Origin of the sequence: Klebsiella sp. 7-CIP_Kleb., from assembly GCF_050378655.1 — a bacterium.
Taxonomy (GTDB): Bacteria; Pseudomonadota; Gammaproteobacteria; order Enterobacterales; family Enterobacteriaceae; genus Klebsiella; species Klebsiella quasipneumoniae.
Map to the genome: position 1 here is coordinate 877,494 of NZ_JBNRLJ010000001.1, position 15,971 is coordinate 893,464.

The 15,971-nt window shown below is 59.7% G+C and carries 15 protein-coding genes; 7 read left to right on the forward strand and 8 right to left on the reverse strand.

Annotation, left to right across the window (positions count from 1 at the left end):
• Window positions 1-283 precede the first annotated feature (283 nt).
• A complete protein-coding gene (locus ACQUTI_RS04345) occupies window positions 284-430 on the forward strand; it encodes a hypothetical protein (protein ID WP_032425919.1) in 147 nt (48 codons plus the stop codon).
• Window positions 431-481: 51 nt separating this feature from the next.
• Here ACQUTI_RS04345 and pflB read toward each other — a convergent pair whose 3' ends face one another.
• The 5 genes from pflB to tdcA all read right to left on the reverse strand — a co-directional run bounded on the left by pflB (window position 482) and on the right by tdcA (window position 7,420).
• Window positions 482-2,776: a formate C-acetyltransferase gene (gene pflB, locus ACQUTI_RS04350; protein WP_109938465.1), complete on the reverse strand. Its 2,295-nt coding sequence runs from the start codon at window positions 2,774-2,776 to the stop codon at window positions 482-484.
• A gap of 29 nt (window positions 2,777-2,805) precedes the next feature.
• Window positions 2,806-4,014 carry a propionate kinase gene (gene tdcD, locus ACQUTI_RS04355; protein WP_017899865.1) on the reverse strand — a complete coding sequence of 403 codons (1,209 nt, stop codon included), beginning with the start codon at window positions 4,012-4,014 and terminating at the stop codon, window positions 2,806-2,808.
• Window positions 4,015-4,041: 27 nt separating this feature from the next.
• Entirely contained in the window at window positions 4,042-5,373 is a 1,332-nt protein-coding gene (gene tdcC, locus ACQUTI_RS04360) for a threonine/serine transporter TdcC (protein WP_094311896.1), read from the reverse strand.
• A gap of 25 nt (window positions 5,374-5,398) precedes the next feature.
• Window positions 5,399-6,388: a bifunctional threonine ammonia-lyase/L-serine ammonia-lyase TdcB gene (tdcB, locus tag ACQUTI_RS04365; RefSeq protein ID WP_004203265.1), complete on the reverse strand. Its 990-nt coding sequence runs from the start codon at window positions 6,386-6,388 to the stop codon at window positions 5,399-5,401.
• A 93-nt stretch (window positions 6,389-6,481) separates the two neighbouring features.
• Window positions 6,482-7,420 carry a transcriptional regulator TdcA gene (gene tdcA, locus ACQUTI_RS04370; protein WP_004203266.1) on the reverse strand — a complete coding sequence of 313 codons (939 nt, stop codon included), beginning with the start codon at window positions 7,418-7,420 and terminating at the stop codon, window positions 6,482-6,484.
• A gap of 197 nt (window positions 7,421-7,617) precedes the next feature.
• Here tdcA and ACQUTI_RS04375 point away from each other — a divergent pair, with 197 nt between their 5' ends.
• From ACQUTI_RS04375 to ACQUTI_RS04400, 6 genes are all read left to right on the forward strand, one after another.
• Entirely contained in the window at window positions 7,618-7,740 is a 123-nt protein-coding gene (locus tag ACQUTI_RS04375; protein ID WP_032447029.1) for a hypothetical protein, read from the forward strand.
• A gap of 437 nt (window positions 7,741-8,177) precedes the next feature.
• Complete coding sequence (locus ACQUTI_RS04380) at window positions 8,178-9,266, forward strand: ABC transporter ATP-binding protein (RefSeq protein ID WP_017899866.1); 1,089 nt, start codon at window positions 8,178-8,180, stop codon at window positions 9,264-9,266.
• Window positions 9,259-9,888, forward strand: a complete 630-nt coding sequence (locus ACQUTI_RS04385) for an ABC transporter permease (RefSeq protein ID WP_004203268.1) — start codon at window positions 9,259-9,261, stop codon at window positions 9,886-9,888. The genes ACQUTI_RS04380 and ACQUTI_RS04385 overlap by 8 nt, the downstream gene beginning before the upstream one ends.
• Entirely contained in the window at window positions 9,888-10,556 is a 669-nt protein-coding gene (locus tag ACQUTI_RS04390; RefSeq protein WP_004203269.1) for an ABC transporter permease, read from the forward strand. The genes ACQUTI_RS04385 and ACQUTI_RS04390 overlap by 1 nt, the downstream gene beginning before the upstream one ends.
• A gap of 60 nt (window positions 10,557-10,616) precedes the next feature.
• Window positions 10,617-11,516: an ABC transporter substrate-binding protein gene (locus ACQUTI_RS04395; protein ID WP_032456285.1), complete on the forward strand. Its 900-nt coding sequence runs from the start codon at window positions 10,617-10,619 to the stop codon at window positions 11,514-11,516.
• 58 nt (window positions 11,517-11,574) lie between these two features.
• Complete coding sequence (locus ACQUTI_RS04400; protein ID WP_227691628.1) at window positions 11,575-12,918, forward strand: LLM class flavin-dependent oxidoreductase; 1,344 nt, start codon at window positions 11,575-11,577, stop codon at window positions 12,916-12,918.
• Window positions 12,919-12,965: 47 nt separating this feature from the next.
• Here ACQUTI_RS04400 and ACQUTI_RS04405 read toward each other — a convergent pair whose 3' ends face one another.
• From ACQUTI_RS04405 to ACQUTI_RS04415, 3 genes are all read right to left on the reverse strand, one after another.
• Window positions 12,966-13,766, reverse strand: a complete 801-nt coding sequence (locus ACQUTI_RS04405) for a phosphate/phosphite/phosphonate ABC transporter substrate-binding protein (protein WP_428923211.1) — start codon at window positions 13,764-13,766, stop codon at window positions 12,966-12,968.
• Window positions 13,759-14,745, reverse strand: coding sequence for a fatty acid desaturase (locus ACQUTI_RS04410; protein ID WP_167878461.1), 987 nt, complete (start codon window positions 14,743-14,745; stop codon window positions 13,759-13,761). Before ACQUTI_RS04410 ends, ACQUTI_RS04405 begins: the two co-directional genes overlap by 8 nt.
• A gap of 469 nt (window positions 14,746-15,214) precedes the next feature.
• Complete coding sequence (locus tag ACQUTI_RS04415; protein ID WP_004203290.1) at window positions 15,215-15,961, reverse strand: proteasome-type protease; 747 nt, start codon at window positions 15,959-15,961, stop codon at window positions 15,215-15,217.
• Window positions 15,962-15,971 lie beyond the last annotated feature (10 nt).

The window sequence follows — 15,971 nt, forward strand, 5'->3', positions numbered from 1 at the left end:
ACAACCTGCTATCACAACATGAAGCGTCATTGTTTTCAGTTTCAAAGACATTCGGATATTCCTCAGCGATTTAGAGCCTGGCGTCATGGAATGACGCAGAAAATATCACTTACCGTGTGGTGCCGACGCAGGCGCAGCGCCAGGACGGCCAGGGTGGAAGAAGCAAAAATCCCGCCAGGTAGAGAGGGCGCGCCGGAGAGCGGACGCCCCGGTCGGTGCGCACGCGACGGCAACCCGTGCCGCATCCGGCAAGGGCGCATTCCCTTTCAGGTCAGGAGATTGGTTGCCATCACGTGGCGAGCCGGACAACGCGGTATCCGTACCGGCCCGTGAGCTAAACATAGATGCAGTTAGCGCTCGCTGCGCGCCAGCGTGGTGCAAAAATGCGAATATGATCAACAGTGGTGATTATTTTGTTGCGGTAATGTGAAGATGATAACAGGAGAGCCCGTTAAGGGCTCCCCTGTGGCCCGGCGGCCGCTCAGAGTTGGCTGGTGAACGTTCGGGAGATCACATCCTGCTGCTGCTCGCGGGTCAGCGCGTTAAAGCGGACCGCATAGCCAGAGACCCTGATCGTCAGATTCGGATACTGCTCCGGATGTTCTATCGCATCGAGCAGCTTTTCCCGGTTCAGCACATTGACGTTGAGATGCTGTCCCCCCTCCACCGTCTCCTCGTGATGGAAGTAGCCGTCCAGCAGCCCCACCAGGTTATTTTCCTGCGCCGACGGCGCTTTGCCGAGGGCCGCCGGCACGATGGAGAAGGTGTACGAGATGCCATCTTTGGCGTAGGTAAACGGCAGTTTCGCCACCGAGGTCAGCGACGCCACCGCCCCTTTGCGATCGCGGCCATGCATCGGATTGGCCCCCGGGGCGAACGGCGTCCCCGCCCGACGTCCGTCCGGCGTGTTGCCGGTTTTCTGCCCGTACACCACGTTGGAGGTGATGGTCAGGATCGACTGGGTCGGCACCGCCTGGCGCCAGGTGGGCAGCGCCTGAATTTTGCGCATAAAGCGCTCCACCAGGTCGCAGGCGATGGCATCGACGCGATCGTCGTTGTTGCCATACTGCGGATAATCCCCCTCAATGACAAAGTCCACCGCCAGCCCGTGATGGTCGCGTACCGGCTTCACCCGGGCGTACTTTATTGCCGACAGCGAATCCGCCGCCACCGACAGGCCGGCGATGCCACAGGCCATCGTGCGGTAAACGTCGCGGTCGTGGAGGGCCATCAGCGCCGCCTCGTAGCTGTATTTATCATGCATGCAGTGGATGATGTTCAGCGCGCTGATGTACTGCACCGCCAGCCAGTCCATAAAGTGGTCGAGGCTGGCCATCACGGTGTCGTAGTCCAGCACCTCATCGCGCAGCGGCGCGGTTTTCGGCCCCACCTGGATCTTCAGTTTCTCATCCATCCCGCCGTTAATTGCGTAGAGCAACGTTTTGGCCAAATTGGCGCGGGCGCCGAAGAACTGCATCTGCTTGCCGATGACCATCGGGCTGACGCAGCAGGCGATGGCGTAGTCGTCGCTGTGGAAATCGCTGCGCATCAGATCGTCGTTCTCATACTGCAGCGACGAGGTGGCGATAGAGACCCGGGCGGCGTATTTTTTAAACGCCACCGGCAGCGCCTGCGACCAGAGCACGGTCAGGTTGGGCTCCGGCGCCGGGCCCATGGTGTGCAGGGTATGCAGATAGCGGAAGGTGGTTTTGCTGACCAGGGTGCGACCATCCAGCCCCATGCCGCCCAGCACTTCCGTCGCCCAGATGGGATCCCCGGAGAACAGCGAATCAAATTCCGGGGTGCGCAGGAAACGCACCATGCGGATCTTCATGATGAAGTGGTCAATCAGCTCCTGGGCCTGCTCCTCATTCAGTAAGCCGGCGCGCAGATCGCGTTCAATATAGATGTCGAGGAAGGTGGCCGTGCGCCCCAGCGACATGGCGCCGCCGTTCTGCGACTTCACTGCCGCCAGGTAGGCGAAGTAGAGCCACTGTACCGCCTCACGGGCAGTGCGCGCCGGGTGGGAAATATCGCAGCCGTAGCGGGCCGCCATCTCCTCCATCTGCAGCAGCGCGCGCCGCTGTTCGGCCAGCTCTTCGCGCAGGCGCAGGGTGGCCCCCAGCGCCTCGCCGCGCTCCAGGGCTGGCTGCAGGTCGGCAAACTGCAGCTCACGTTCGCGGACCAGAAAGCGAATGCCGTACAGCGCCACGCGGCGGTAATCGCCGATGATCCGTCCGCGACCGTAGCCGTCCGGCAGCCCGGTCAGCACCCCGGATTTACGGCAGCGCAGCATATCCGGGGAATAGACGTCAAAAACGCCCTGATTGTGGGTCTTGCGCAGCGCCGTAAACTGATACTCAAAGTCAGGATCCATTTCGCGACCATAGGCCTCGAAGGCGCTTTTGATCATATTGATGCCGCCAAAGGGATGCAGAGCGCGCTTCAGCGGCTGGTCCGTTTGCAGGCCGACGATCTTTTCCAGCGGCTGGTTGATATAGCCCGCCGCGTGGGCGGTGATGGAGGTAGCGACATTGGTGTCGAAATCCACCGGCGCATGGGTGGCGTTCTCGACGCGGATCCCGGCCATCACCTGCTCCCAGAGGGCGGTGGTGGCCGGCGTCGCGTCGGCGAGGAAAGACTCATCGCCCTCGTAAGGGGTGTAGTTATGCTGAATAAAGTCGCGAACGTTAATCTGCGTTTGCCACGCCGTACCGCGAAAGCCCTGCCAGGCGTCGGCGTATTGTGCGTCGTGGGTGTCGATATCTACTTTCATGAACATCGTCTCTCTACAGAATAAAAAAATCAGGCCAGCGCCGCCGCGGTGTGGATCCGGCCTAAGCGGATCGCATCGAGGGCAATCATGCGCTCTTCATTGGTGGGGATAACCGCACAGCGCACCCGGCTGCCGTCGGCGGAGATCAGACGCTCACCGTCCGAATTGGGCTGCTGGTTGCGGGCGGCGTCCATCTCAAGGCCAAAGACCGCCAGCCGCTCGCTTACCAGCCGGCGGATTAGCACCGAGTTTTCGCCAATCCCGCCGGTAAAAATAATGCCGTCGAGACGCTGCAGCGCGGCGGCGTGGCCGGCGATATGGCGGGCGATGCGATGGACGAAGGTTTTGATCGCCAGGCGGGCGCGGGCATGGCCCTCATGCCAGGCCTGCTCCAGCACCCGCAGGTCGGAGGAAAGGCCGGAGATCCCCAGCAGGCCGGAGGCGGTGTTGGCCACCCGCTCTAGGTCACTGAGGGTCTGCCGGGTTTCCGCGGCAATCCACGCCATGGCGCCGAAGTCGACATCGCCGCTGCGGGTGCCCATCATCAGCCCCTCCAGCGGCGTCATCCCCATCGAGGTGTCTACGCTGCGGCCGTTGCGCACTGCGCAGACCGAGGCGCCATTGCCCAGGTGGGCGATCACCAGACCACTCTCCTGCTCCGGCAACCCGAGCAGCGCCAGGGCGCGCCGGGAGACATAGCGGTGCGAGGTGCCGTGGAAGCCATAGCGGCGCACCCCGAGGTTCTGGTAATACTCCCACGGCAGACCATAGAGAAAGGCTTCCGGGGCCAGGGTCTGGTGAAAGCTGGTATCAAAGACCGCCACCTGCATCACCTCCGGGAACAGCCGCTGCGCCGAGGCGATGCCGCTGAGGCTGGCGTAGTTATGCAGGGGGGCCAGGGACGACACCTGGCGAATATTGTCGATAACCTCCTCGCTGATAATGACCGACTCGGTGAAGAGGTCGCCGCCGTGGGCGACGCGGTGGCCAATCAGGGCCACGCTGCCGATGAGGTCGCGTTGGGCTAATGCCCCGGCAATCGCCTGCAGGGCGCCTTCGTAGCCGCGCGGCGCCAGCGCCACCGGTTTGCCGCCGTTAAGCGAGAGAGACGCCTGGTCTGCGTTGATGCCCTCGGCCACGCCGTTGAGCAGGCAGTCGCAGCTGGCGGCGTCCAGCACGGAAAATTTGATCGACGACGAGCCGCAGTTGATCACCAGAACTACCGGAAATTCAGTCATGTTGTACTCCGCGTGGCCTGAGCCGGATTAGAACAGTTTGTAAACGATGTTGAGGATGGTCAGCAGACCAATAGCGGTCACAAAGAGGTTGTCGAGACGGCCACGGTATTTGGCCAGCGAAGGCGCTTTACGAATGGCGTACATCGGCAGCAGACACAGCAACGAGGCGATAATCGGCGCGCCCATGGCCTCAATCAGGTCGAGGATATTGGGGTTGGCATACGCCACCACCCAGGTCGAGCCCATGATGAACACCATGCTCAGGGTATTGAGCTTGCCGCTGGAGACGCGGGTTTTATCCCCTTTATAGCCGAAGCGCAGGATCAGCCCGTTCAGCCCCTCGAGGGTGCCGAGATAGTGGCCGAAGAACGATTTGAAGATGGCCACCAGGGCGATAATCGACGCGCCATATTCCAGCAGGGTGGCAAAGGTGGATTTAGTGCCCGACATCGAGGCAAAGTGATTCGCCAGATAGGAGAGCACCGGGATATTCTGCGCCTTGGCGTCCGCCATGTTCTGCGGCGAGAGGGTAAACAGGCAGCTGAAGGCGAAGAACATCACCACCGCCACCATCAGCATGCTGGCCCGGGAGATAATCTGCGAACATTTTTGTTCGGTGTACTCCCGGCCAAAGTGCGCTTCATACTCTTCGCGTTTGGAGACCACAAACGAGGAGACGATCGGCGAGAAGTTGAAGGAGAACACCATAATGGAGATGCCCAGCCATACTGTCACCAGAATGCCGTCATGACCGGTTAAGGCGATATCGCTGAGGTTCACCTGGTCAATCACCGCGCTATTCCAGTAAGGGATCAGAGACAGGGAGATCACCACCAGGCTGGCGATAAACGGCCACACCAGATAGCTCATCACCTTGACCATCAGGTCTTTACCAAACCAGATGACAAACGCCATCAGCAGCAGCAGGAGCAGCGCCACCACCCCGCGGTTGAGGGCCGGCATCTGTAGCTGGTTCTCCCAGAAGGTCATGAAGGTATTGGTGATCGTGACGCCATAAATCCACAGCAGCGGGCAGATGGCGAAGAAGTACAGAAAGGTGATCACCACCCCGCCGGTTTTGCCAAAATGCTCTTCCACCGTTTCGGTGATATTGCCGGAGGGGTTAGCCCCCGACAGGCACAGCCGCGCCAGCGCCCGATGGCAATAGAAGGCAATGGGATAGGCCAGCACCAGCATCACCAGGATCGGGATCAGCCCGCCGAAGCCGGCGCGGATGGGGAAAAACAGTACCCCGGCGCCGATAGCGGTGCCAAACAGGCCCAGGGTCCAGGTGGTGTCAGATTTACGCCAGGACGAAAGGCTTGTCTGGCTGGATGCAATGCTCTCAGTCGTACTCATATCCTGTCCTCACTTCTGTATTGAATTAAGCGTCAACAAAACCCGTAATTTGCGAGACCCGCGAGAGATCGATATTGCCGCCGGAAATCAGGCTGACCGTTTTGCGGTTCTGGATATAGCTGTCTAATTTGCCGCTTAATAACGCGGCGCAGGCCAAGGCCCCGGCCCCTTCGGTGATCACTTTATTGCGCTGAATTAAGGCGACCATGCTCTGGCGAATGTCGTCCTCACTGACGAGGACGATGTCATCCACCAGCTGGCGGGCGATTTCATAGGTCAGTTTCCCCGGGCGGGCGACATCGCAGCCATCGGCTAAAGTGCCGGCGTGGCGATGGCTGGTGATCTCTCCGGCGTACCAGGAGGCGGCCATACCGTGAACATTCTCCGACTGCACGCCGATAATACGGATCGTCGGGTTAATGGATTTAATCGCAATCGCGATGCCGGCAATTAAGCCACCGCCGCCAATCGGCACGATGACATTATCCACGTCATACAGATCTTCTAATATTTCGAGACCGATGGTGCCCTGCCCGGCAATAACCTGCGGGTCGTCATAGGGGGGAATAAAAATACGGCCTTCAAGTTCAACAATATCGCTGGCTTTGGCGAGGGTATCGTTAAAATTATCGCCATGCAGCACCACCTCCGCCGAATAATCGCAGGTGGCGGCGACTTTCGATTTCGGCGCCCCTTTCGGCATCACCACTTTCCCGTCAATGCCGAGCATGGCGCAGGAGAGCGAGACGCCCTGGGCGTGGTTGCCCGCTGAGCAGGCCACCACCCCTTTGCGTTTTTCCGCCGCGGTTAACCCGCTGAGCTTATTAAAGGCGCCGCGAATTTTAAATGAGCCCGTGCGCTGCATATTTTCGAATTTAAGAAATATTTCCCCCTTGCAGCGTTCGCTAAAATAATTCGAGCGCGGCATACCCGTTTTATATATCTTTCCTGCCAGGCGTTGTTTCGCTTCGAGAATATCGTTAATCGATACCGGAAGATCGTAGGTAATATGCATGATGGCCTCTGTTTCTTAAGATAAAGTCAATAACCGGGCGTCATCCTGCTGATAACAGCGAGGATGGGTGTTGGGTTATTTAATAACTATCAGTCAGGCAATTTCTATTGGCTGCCAGTGGCGGTTGCCCTGCCCCGATGAATACTGTTTCGCCATCTCCACCAGCGACGCCGCCGCGGTTTTCAGCCGGTAATTTTTCGACCACACCGCCGCATAGCGCGCCACCGGCAAGGCCTCTTTAATGGGGATGGTGACAAACTGGCTCGAGCCGAACGGCGTGGTCATGTCGCAGGGAATGACCGTCAGAAAATCGGCATTGAGCACCAGGTTATAGATCGTCACCACCGAATCGGTATTGACGATATTTTCGCGGCGGATGCCGCTGCGCTGCAGGGTGGTCAGCAGTTCGCTGTAGTAACCCATATTGGTCTCCGGCAGCACCCACTGCTCGTGCTGGAGCGAGGCCAGGCGGACGGTGCCGTTGCCGATCCGCGCCCGGTTCGCCACCAACACAAACTCAGACTCAAACAGCGGCTCGACGTGCAGGTCCTGCAGCTTCATCTCATCGCTCAGCGTCCCGATGGCGAAGTCGAGGCGGCCGTCGCGGATTGCCGGCAAAAAGGCGGAGAGCTGCGCCTCATACATTGAGACCCGCGCCTTGGGGAAGGTCATTTTGAACTGATGCACCATCTCCGACATAAAGGTAAACCCCACCAGCGAGGGGAAACCAAAGGAGACATCCACTACCGTGCTGTTGGTCAGGGCATTCATTTCATTGACCATATTTTTCATTTCACGGGTGATTGTCTCTGACCAGTTAAGAAATACCTGCCCGGCCTCGGTGAGCGAGACGCCGGTATTTCGCCGAACGATTAACTCGCTGCCAAAATAGCTTTCCATGTCGCCAATGATTTTACTGACCGCCGGCTGAGTGAGTCCTAACGCTTTTGCTCCAGCCCCGATTGACCCGCTGCGGATCACTTCCTGGAAAACCACCAGATGCTGAGTTTTAGGCAGAGAAAAAGTATTCATCACGTCTCGCTTTCATTCCTTTGTTGACGGCGGAAAGTGTAACAAATCGCGATCACCGTGTTATGTGAGAGCTCTCACAAAGGCTCCGCCGCGGCGGATGAGCAAGAGTCACAAGTCAGAATAAATAAATTAAAATCAATACATTAAAAGCATCATGAACGCTATTTGCACGCCTTTTGTCGTGACCGAATGCGGGGATAAAAATAATTGATGGCAATAACATCGACGGCAGAATGGCGATAAAAAATACGCCTTTTGCACGCTATTTAACCAACGCTGTCAGGGTGAGAAGAGAGCCGAAAATTAAATTAATGCTGTAAAGAATAAAAAGCAGACGTAATCAACGCCCTTATTTAACGACAAGTCGGTTTGGCATCACATTTTATCTGCGGCGGGCGGGAAAAGGGCACAGGCATTATTTACATCAAAGAAACATTATATTCACAATTTAGTTTTTCTTGTGCGGCGGACGGTACGGCTTTTTCCGCCCTATCGCAGGCGGTCATACTTTGATTAAAATCAACCCTGGTAATTTATTTTTTACGGTGGCCGCTTGAGAGTCATTTGTGTTGCCGATCACAAATCCATAAAACAACCTTCCGGCTTTTCTTCCACCGCAACTGATTAACCAGCTTTTCACTATGCAAATGCAAATAACGTATTTGCCCTCCCCGCAGGCGCTCTGTAGTTTGAGCCAGGATCCCGGCGCTACTTTATCCGGGTCAGGACTTTATTATTCAGAGTGTTGAATTCCACCATGATTAAATTAACGCATCTTTGCAAAACCTACCCAGGCAGCGCCCAGCCGGCCATTCGCAACCTCAGTCTGGATATTGATCATGGCGAATTCTGCACCTTCGTCGGCCCGAGCGGCTGCGGAAAAACGACTATCCTGCGCATGATTAACCAGCTGGATATTCCCGACAGCGGCGACGTCTATATTCAGGGCGTCCGCCTCGCTGACGCTGATATTATCCAGGTCCGCCGCCAGATCGGCTTCGTGATGCAAAGCGCCGCGCTCTTTCCCCATCGTACCGTGGCGCAAAATATCGCCACCGTACCGCGGCTGGCGGGCTGGAGCAAAGCGCGGATCCGCGCGCGCATTGACGAACTGGTGGCGCTGATGTCGCTCGACAGCCATCTGCTGCACCGCTATCCGCATCAGCTCTCCGGCGGCCAGCAGGGACGCGTAGCCATCGCCCGCGCCATCGCCGCCGATCCGCCGATTTTACTGATGGATGAGCCCTTCGCCGCCATCGACCCGGTGGTCCGTGAACGCCTCCAGGACGAGCTGTTGCTGTTGCAGCAGCGGCTGCAGAAAACCATTGTACTGGTGACCCACGACATCAATGAAGCGATCCGTCTCGGCGATAAAATCGCCATTTTCCAGGAAGGCGGCGTGCTGGCGCAGTTTGATACCCCCGACCGTATTCTGGCCCACCCGGCAAGCGAGTTCGTGCGCCGCTTTATTGGTCCGGAACCCAATCTGAAGCGGCTGGGCATGATACAGGTCGGCCAGCTGCCGCGTCACGATGTCCCCCTGCTCGACGAAGCGCTAACGCCGATCGCCAGCGCCCATCCACCGCTGGCCAGCCCGCTGCGCCTGGTGCTTGACCGCCAGCGACGCCCGCTGCACTGGTTTGATCCGCTGCGAGGTCTCACCCTGCCGGTGGAGCGCCCGCTCGCCAGCAGCCACAGCCTGCGTTTTGCCTATAGCGCGCTGCTCGACGTGGCGACCGGCGTGCTGGTGCATGTGGATGGCGAAGGACAATACCAGGGGGCGGTGTCTCACGCCCTGCTGCAGCAAGTGCTCGACGGCGCGGTGGGAGTGAGACCTCATGATTGACTGGGGCTGGGTTATCGATAACCGCGCGATGATCGGCGATCTCCTCTGGCAGCATGCGCGGATGGTCCTGCTGGCGCTACTTTTCGGCTCCCTGCTCACCGGCGGCCTGTTAGCCATTACCTTGCGCTGGCCCGCGACGGCGCAGCCGCTCATCACCCTTTGCGGCGTGCTGTTTACCATTCCCTCGCTGGCGCTCTTTATTTTATTACTGCCGTTTACCGGGCTGTCGCTGACTACCTCGCTGATTGGCCTGACGCTGTACTCGTTGCTGATCCTGTTGCGCAACATGCTGGCCGGCATAGAAAAGCTGCCACAGGCGGCGCTGGAGTCGGCGCGGGCGCTCGGCTACACCCGGGGATTCCGCTTCTTCGATATCGAGCTGTGGCTGCTGCTGCCCTCCTTGTTTGCCGGGCTGCGCATTGCCTCGGTAACGCTGGTCGGCCTGGTCACCGTCACCGCGCTGATCGGCCAGGGCGGGCTGGGACAGCTGCTGCTGGCGGGTTTTAATCAGGACTTTCTGACGCCGATTATCGTCAGCCTGGTCCTGAGCCTGCTGCTGTCGCTGGTCTTTGACGGGCTGATCGCCCGTCTCGGCGACTGGCTAACGCCGTGGACGAAATGATGACACTGCTTCTCGCCACCTTTCACTGGTTGACCCAGCCGGAGCACTGGCTGGGCGACGAGGGCATCCTGCTGCGCCTGGGCCAACACCTTTATTACGTGCTGGTCAGCATGGCCGTGGCCTGCGCCATTGCCCTGCCGCTTGGTATCGCCCTGGGCTACTGGCGCAAAGGCGCCTTCGTGGTGATCAACCTGTTTAATCTTGGCCGCGCCATCCCTTCGTTAGGGCTGATTTTATTATGCATCATCGTTTTTGGCTTTAACGATATCCCGGTGCTGGCGGCGCTTATCGCGCTTTCTATTCCGCCGATTCTCACTAACACCTGGGTGGGGATTTATCACGCCGACCGCCCGCTGTGCGATGCGGCCATCGCGCTGGGCATGACCCCCTGGCAAAGCCTGTGGCAGGTGCGGATCCCGCTGGCGGCGCCGCTGATCCTCGCCGGAGTGCGCACCGCGCTGGTTCAGCTTATCGCCACGGCGGTGGTCGCAGCCTATGCCGGTCTGGGCGGGTTGGGACGATTTCTGATCGACGGACTCGGGCAACGGGATATCCCGCAGGTGATCGGCGGCTCGCTGGTGGTTTCCCTGCTGGCGATAGGCGGCGAACTGCTTTTCGCCCGCTGCGCCGGCCGCCTGGTTCATCGCCGTATTGCCGCGCCTTATTAGCGTGACACTGACATGACCCCAGCGCCTGGCGCTGATTAACCTGAAAATAAAAGAGGTATTATGAAGCAATTATTTGGCAAGGCCGTCACCGCCCGTCGATTTCGTCTCTCGTTGCTGGCCGCCGGGCTGTTCAGCCTGAGCGTTTACACCTATGCCGCCAGCGTCACGGTGGGCGGGGCCAACTTTACCGAAAGTTCCATTCTCGCCAACATCTACGCCAGCGCGCTAAAGAAAAATCATATCGAGGCCAACACCCGTCTCAACCTCGGCAACCGGGAAATTATTATTCCGGCGCTGCAGAGCGGTGAGATCGATATCGTTCCGGAATATCTTGGCGCCCTGCTCAATTTCTATAACGGCAAAACCGAGGCCACCAGCCAGCAGGACGTCAGCGCTGAGTTGGCTCAGGTCCTGCCTGCCGATTTCACTCTGTTGAACCCGGCCCCGGCCACCTCGATCACCGCCTGGGCGGTACGTGCCGAGACCGCGGAGAAATACCATCTGCGCACCCTCTCCGACCTGAAGCCCGTCGCCCCGCAGCTGGTGATCGGCGGACCGCCGGAGCTGGCGGTACGCGCCCTGGGCCTGCCGGGGCTGAAACGCGTCTATGGTCTTGAGTTCAAAGCGGTGAAATCGCTGGACATGGGCGGGCCGCTGACCCGGCTGGCGCTCAATTCGGGCAAAATCGATGTCGCGACGGTCGTCTCCACCCAGGGCAATCTGGCGAAGGAGAAATGGGTGGTTCTGGAAGATGATAAACATGAGCAACCGAGTCAGAACGTGGTGCCGCTGGTGCGCAAAGCCAGTCTGACGCCGGAGATCGGCGCCGTGCTCAATGAGGTCTCCGGCAAACTGGACAATGCCACGCTGATTGCCCTCAACCAGCAGGTAGATCTTCAGCATAAAGATCCAGCGGCCGTCGCCGACCAGTGGGTTAATGCCAACCTATCCCAACACTGACCTTCACTCCGCCACGGATGGCGTTCAGCCGCGAGTCCACGCTATGTCTACCCGACACATGATCCTGAACCTGTTCTTTTATAACCCACAGGGGGATTACCGTTTCTCCTGGCGTCACCCTGACGCGCCTGAAGCGGACATATTTACCCTCAACTATTACGCCAGTCTGGCGCGCAAGGCCGAAGCGGCGACCCTCGACGCTATCTTTGTCGCCGACCATATCGCGGTGTGGGATACGGTGCCCAGCGGCCTGACCCACTACGCCAACGCCCGGCTTGAACCCCTGACGCTGCTCTCAGCCCTCGCCGCGGTGACGGAGCATATCGGCCTGATGGCCACCGCGTCCACCTCCTATAACGAACCCTATAACCTGGCTCGCTACTTTGCCTCGCTGGATTTCCTCAGCAATGGCCGGGCAAGCTGGAATGTGGTCACGTCGTGGCTGGAAGAAGAAGCAGCAAACTTCGGTCTGGAGCAGCTTCCCCGCCACGGCACGCGCTACCAGCGGGCCAATGAATTCATCGACGTGGTCACTCGCCTGTGGGATTCCTGGGAAGATGGCGCGGCGATCTTCGATAAAGCGCGCGGATTATTTGCCGATGCCGACAAGGTGCATCATCTCGAGTATCAGGGCGAGTACTTTCGCGTGCGCGGCCCGCTCAACGTCCCTCGCCCGCCGCAGGGCCATCCACTGCTGGTGCAGGCCGGCTCTTCGGAAGCAGGGAAAGCGCTGGCCGCCGCCTGGTCCGATATGCACTTCGTGTTTATTCACTCGATCGCCGAGGGGCTGGCCTATCGCGAAGAGATGAATCAACGGCTGCGCCAGCACGGGCGCGATCCGGCCCATTTCAAAATCATCGCCGGGGTCCTGCCGGTGGTGGTGAACTCCGACGAGGAGAAGGCGGCCCGCCAGCAGCTTAACGAACAGCTGATGAGCGACCAGATGGCTATCGATCTGCTCTCCTCTTATCTTCGAATGGATCTCAGCGCCCTGCCGAGGGACCAGCCCCTGCCGCCGCTCCCTGATGAAGAGAGCTTTGACGGCATCCGTACCGCGCTGAAGCTTATCCGCCAGTACGATCCGCGGCTCACTCTGCTGGAGTTGGGGAAGTTGTTATTACAGAGTTCTGATAGCTGGCTGCTGCTGGGCAGCGCCGAGGAGATTGCCGCCACCTTAACGGAGACCTGGCAGGCGGGCGCCGCCGATGGGTTCAACCTGATGTTCCCGCTGCTGCCGGGAGACTTTGACCGCTTTGTTGACCGGGTGGTGCCGCTTCTGCAGCGTAACGGCGTCATGCGTGACCGCTATCCGCCCGGCACCCTGCGTGAAAAGCTCGGTCTGCCGGCGGTGGCAAACCGCTTCACCGCCCCTTCCCGCCCCGCGTTACCGCCGACGCCGTAGTCTGCCATGACCCGCCCCGGCGCAGATCGCTGGCCGGGGCATTTTACCTATAGCTGGCTGACTCCCTGCGCCGCGGCCTCATCCCGCCACGCCAGCAGCGGAGCATAGGCCTCCCGCGACATATCGCTATAGCCGCAGATCAGCAAGGCGTCGCACAGGGAACGATAGCGCGCATCGCTCACTAACTGCTGGAGCGCCTCGCGCAGGCTGTTCAGCGTCGAAGCCGGGGTGGCGCTGGCAGTGATCAGCGGCAGCCCTGGCGCATCCGGGCTCCAGCCGATCGCCACCAGTCCTGCCAGGGCCTGCGGCTGATGTCGCTGCAGCAGAGCGTAGGTCACACAGTCGATGGCGGCGATATCGGCGTTTTCCTGCTGCAGCTCGCGCAGCGATTGCCGATGGCTGCCGCTAAACACCACAGCCGAAAAAAATCGCCCCTCCCGCGAGAGCGGCGCGACCATTTTGCGCAGCACGTTGTAGCCGGACTGCGAGTGCTCGGCATTGCACACGGCCCGGCGGCCAAAAAAGTCCGCCAGCATCCGGTGACTATCCGCTTCGCAGACCACCAGCAGGCTGCGGTAGCGGCGCCCTTCGCAACCGGGCGCGGCGTAGTGGAAGCAGCCCACCGTCTGCACCTCCGGCAGCTGGGTCACCAGCGGATAGCCACAGGTCTGACTCAGCAACAGCCTCGGCTGACGCCAGTGGGCCAGCAGATCCTCGGGGTCATCCGCCGGCGGGTCCCCCGCCACCATCACGCCGCGTTCGGCCAGCAGCGACTGTACCGCCTGCCACAGAGCCTGGGTCTGTTGACGGTGGATGGCATACATCGGAAAGGTCATGCGTTCAGCCATGTTCTCCTCCCGCCTGCGCCTGCTCGCCAAAGCCCGGATGGGCGTTCACCGCCACCGCCCGGCGGCTAAAATGGCGTCGCCACTCACCGTACCCACGCACCAGGAACCCCTGATTACGCTGCAGATAGGCCGTCTGGCGATGCAGATACAGCTGACGTAAAGCGTACCAGGGAACCCCTGGCAGGTCATGATGCACCGCATGGTAGTTGAGATTGAGGAACAGCACTCGCCAGGGGAGCCCGGCCTCGTTGATCACCGAGCGGGCCAGCGGGTCATCCGCGGCCCGGTGTTCGAGAAAAGAGCGCACTTTGGTCAGGGCCAGCGCCGGGTAGCTCACCGCCAGCACAAACCACAGCGGGGAAAAACCCTGCGCCGCCATCCAGGCCAGCAGGCCCGTCAGCAGCAACAGATGCAGGCTCCACATGGCGATGGCGCGGTGGTCGCCCTCGCGGAAAGCCCGCAGCGCGCTGCGCAGGGTGTGAACGATATCCATCAGCGGCGCCAGCAGCAGACGCCCCCAGAAGGTATTGCGCAGGTGGATAAGGCGGCGTTGCCAGGCTGAGAAGCGCTGCCAGCTTTCCGCGGTCACGTAGTACGATTCGGGATCATCCTCGGGGTGCGTCAGCAGATGGTTGCGATGGTGCGCCAGATGGCTGTCGCGATAGACGCCATAGGGATACCAGACCGCCAGCGGCAGCGTCCCCAGCAGCTGGTTAAACCATGCCAGCCGGGTGGGATGCCCATGGATCAGCTCATGCTGTAAGGACATATACCAGGCGGTAAACCAGATCAGCAGCAGCGTGGCCGGAAACAGGCCCAGCGTCCGCCAGCCCGCCACGCAGGCAAACCAGCCGCCGTAAACCGTCACCAACAGCAGCCAGGTCGGCAGCTCGCTGCGCCACAGCCAGCTGCGCGCCAGCTGGCGGATCAGGATGCGCTGTTGGTCATCCACATAGACAGCCGTCTTCTTTTCCGTCACTTCCGATACCTTGCCGTGTTGCCTCATTCCCTCCGAAGATGTGAGATAACACGTTAAATAACAAAGTATTTAATTTACTTAGCTTTGCCAAAAAGCGCGTTTGTATTGAGCACGGCAAAAAATACCGTCCATGGCGCAACAGGCTGGCGGCGTTTAAACAGATCCATTGCCCGGCGGCGCTGCGCTTGCCGGGCCTACGGGATGATCCCCACCCCCGCTCCATCCAGGCCGGTGCAGGCGCAGCCCCGCCGGACAAAAACAGTAGAGTCGCTTTTGTGCCGGGCGGCGACGGCACCTTGCCCGGCCTACGATCCGTGCGACCTGTCGTTAATTAATTCACCATTCTTGTTGAAACTCGCTGTTGGCAGCCTCGACACCGCTGTAACTTTACCGCCAGGTCGAGGACACTTAAGGGCTCCATAGCCTTATCCATCTTCGCGTCGAGGTTAGTTGTAGCGCATCAAAGAAACTACTCCCCTTCCCGCTCTGCTGGCGTCCAGGCCGGCAGAGTCTGGAAGGTGTGCAACAGCCCCTCGGACCACGCCTTGCGGATGCGGTTGAAGTAGGGATCGCTGTCGGTGATGCGATGCTGCCCGGCGCTGCTCAGGCTGCCGCTGCGGTAGAGCAGCGTATCCAGCGGCAGGCCAACGGACAGATTACTGCGCAGCGTCGAGTCAATGGAGATCAAGGCGCAGCACATCGCCTGCTCCAGCGGCGTATCGATGGTCAGCACCCGATCGATGATCGGCTTGCCGTACTTGCTTTCGCCAATCTGGAAATAAGGCGTGTCGCGGGTGGCTTCAATAAAGTTGCCCTCCGGATAAATATGGAACAGACGATGGGTTTCGCCGGCGATCTGGCCGCCAAGCAACAGGTTGCAGTTGAAGTTAGTATTACTGCAGTTTTGCTGGTTGCTGCTGTCGCGCTGGATCACCTCCAGCAGCGTTTTACCGATCAGCATGGCGGCGTCGTAGAGGGAAGTCACCTGCATCAGGTTCGGCTCCTGCTGGGTACGGATCCGCGCGCTGAGCAGGCTTATCACGCTCTGGGTGGTGGCCAGGTTGCCGGCGGATTGCAGCACCAGCACCCGTTCCCCTTCCTGATGGAAAACGTGCAGCTTTTTAAAAGTGGCAATATGGTCGACGCCCGCGTTGGTGCGGGAGTCGGAAGCAAACACCAGTCCATCCGCCAGGCACATGGCCACACAGTAGGTCATTGCGGTTATT

Coding starts and splice junctions, on each gene's coding strand:
- tdcB (WP_004203265.1), bottom strand. CDS start 6,388: ATGCATATTACCTACGATCTTCCGGTATCGATTAACGATATTCTCGAA.
- tdcD (WP_017899865.1), bottom strand. CDS start 4,014: ATGACTGAATTTCCGGTAGTTCTGGTGATCAACTGCGGCTCGTCGTCG.
- ACQUTI_RS04390 (WP_004203269.1), top strand. CDS start 9,888: ATGACACTGCTTCTCGCCACCTTTCACTGGTTGACCCAGCCGGAGCAC.
- ACQUTI_RS04415 (WP_004203290.1), bottom strand. CDS start 15,961: ATGACCTACTGTGTGGCCATGTGCCTGGCGGATGGACTGGTGTTTGCT.
- tdcA (WP_004203266.1), bottom strand. CDS start 7,420: ATGAATACTTTTTCTCTGCCTAAAACTCAGCATCTGGTGGTTTTCCAG.
- ACQUTI_RS04380 (WP_017899866.1), top strand. CDS start 8,178: ATGATTAAATTAACGCATCTTTGCAAAACCTACCCAGGCAGCGCCCAG.
- tdcC (WP_094311896.1), bottom strand. CDS start 5,373: ATGAGTACGACTGAGAGCATTGCATCCAGCCAGACAAGCCTTTCGTCC.
- ACQUTI_RS04395 (WP_032456285.1), top strand. CDS start 10,617: ATGAAGCAATTATTTGGCAAGGCCGTCACCGCCCGTCGATTTCGTCTC.
- pflB (WP_109938465.1), bottom strand. CDS start 2,776: ATGAAAGTAGATATCGACACCCACGACGCACAATACGCCGACGCCTGG.
- ACQUTI_RS04405 (WP_428923211.1), bottom strand. CDS start 13,766: ATGGCTGAACGCATGACCTTTCCGATGTATGCCATCCACCGTCAACAG.
- ACQUTI_RS04400 (WP_227691628.1), top strand. CDS start 11,575: ATGATCCTGAACCTGTTCTTTTATAACCCACAGGGGGATTACCGTTTC.
- ACQUTI_RS04385 (WP_004203268.1), top strand. CDS start 9,259: ATGATTGACTGGGGCTGGGTTATCGATAACCGCGCGATGATCGGCGAT.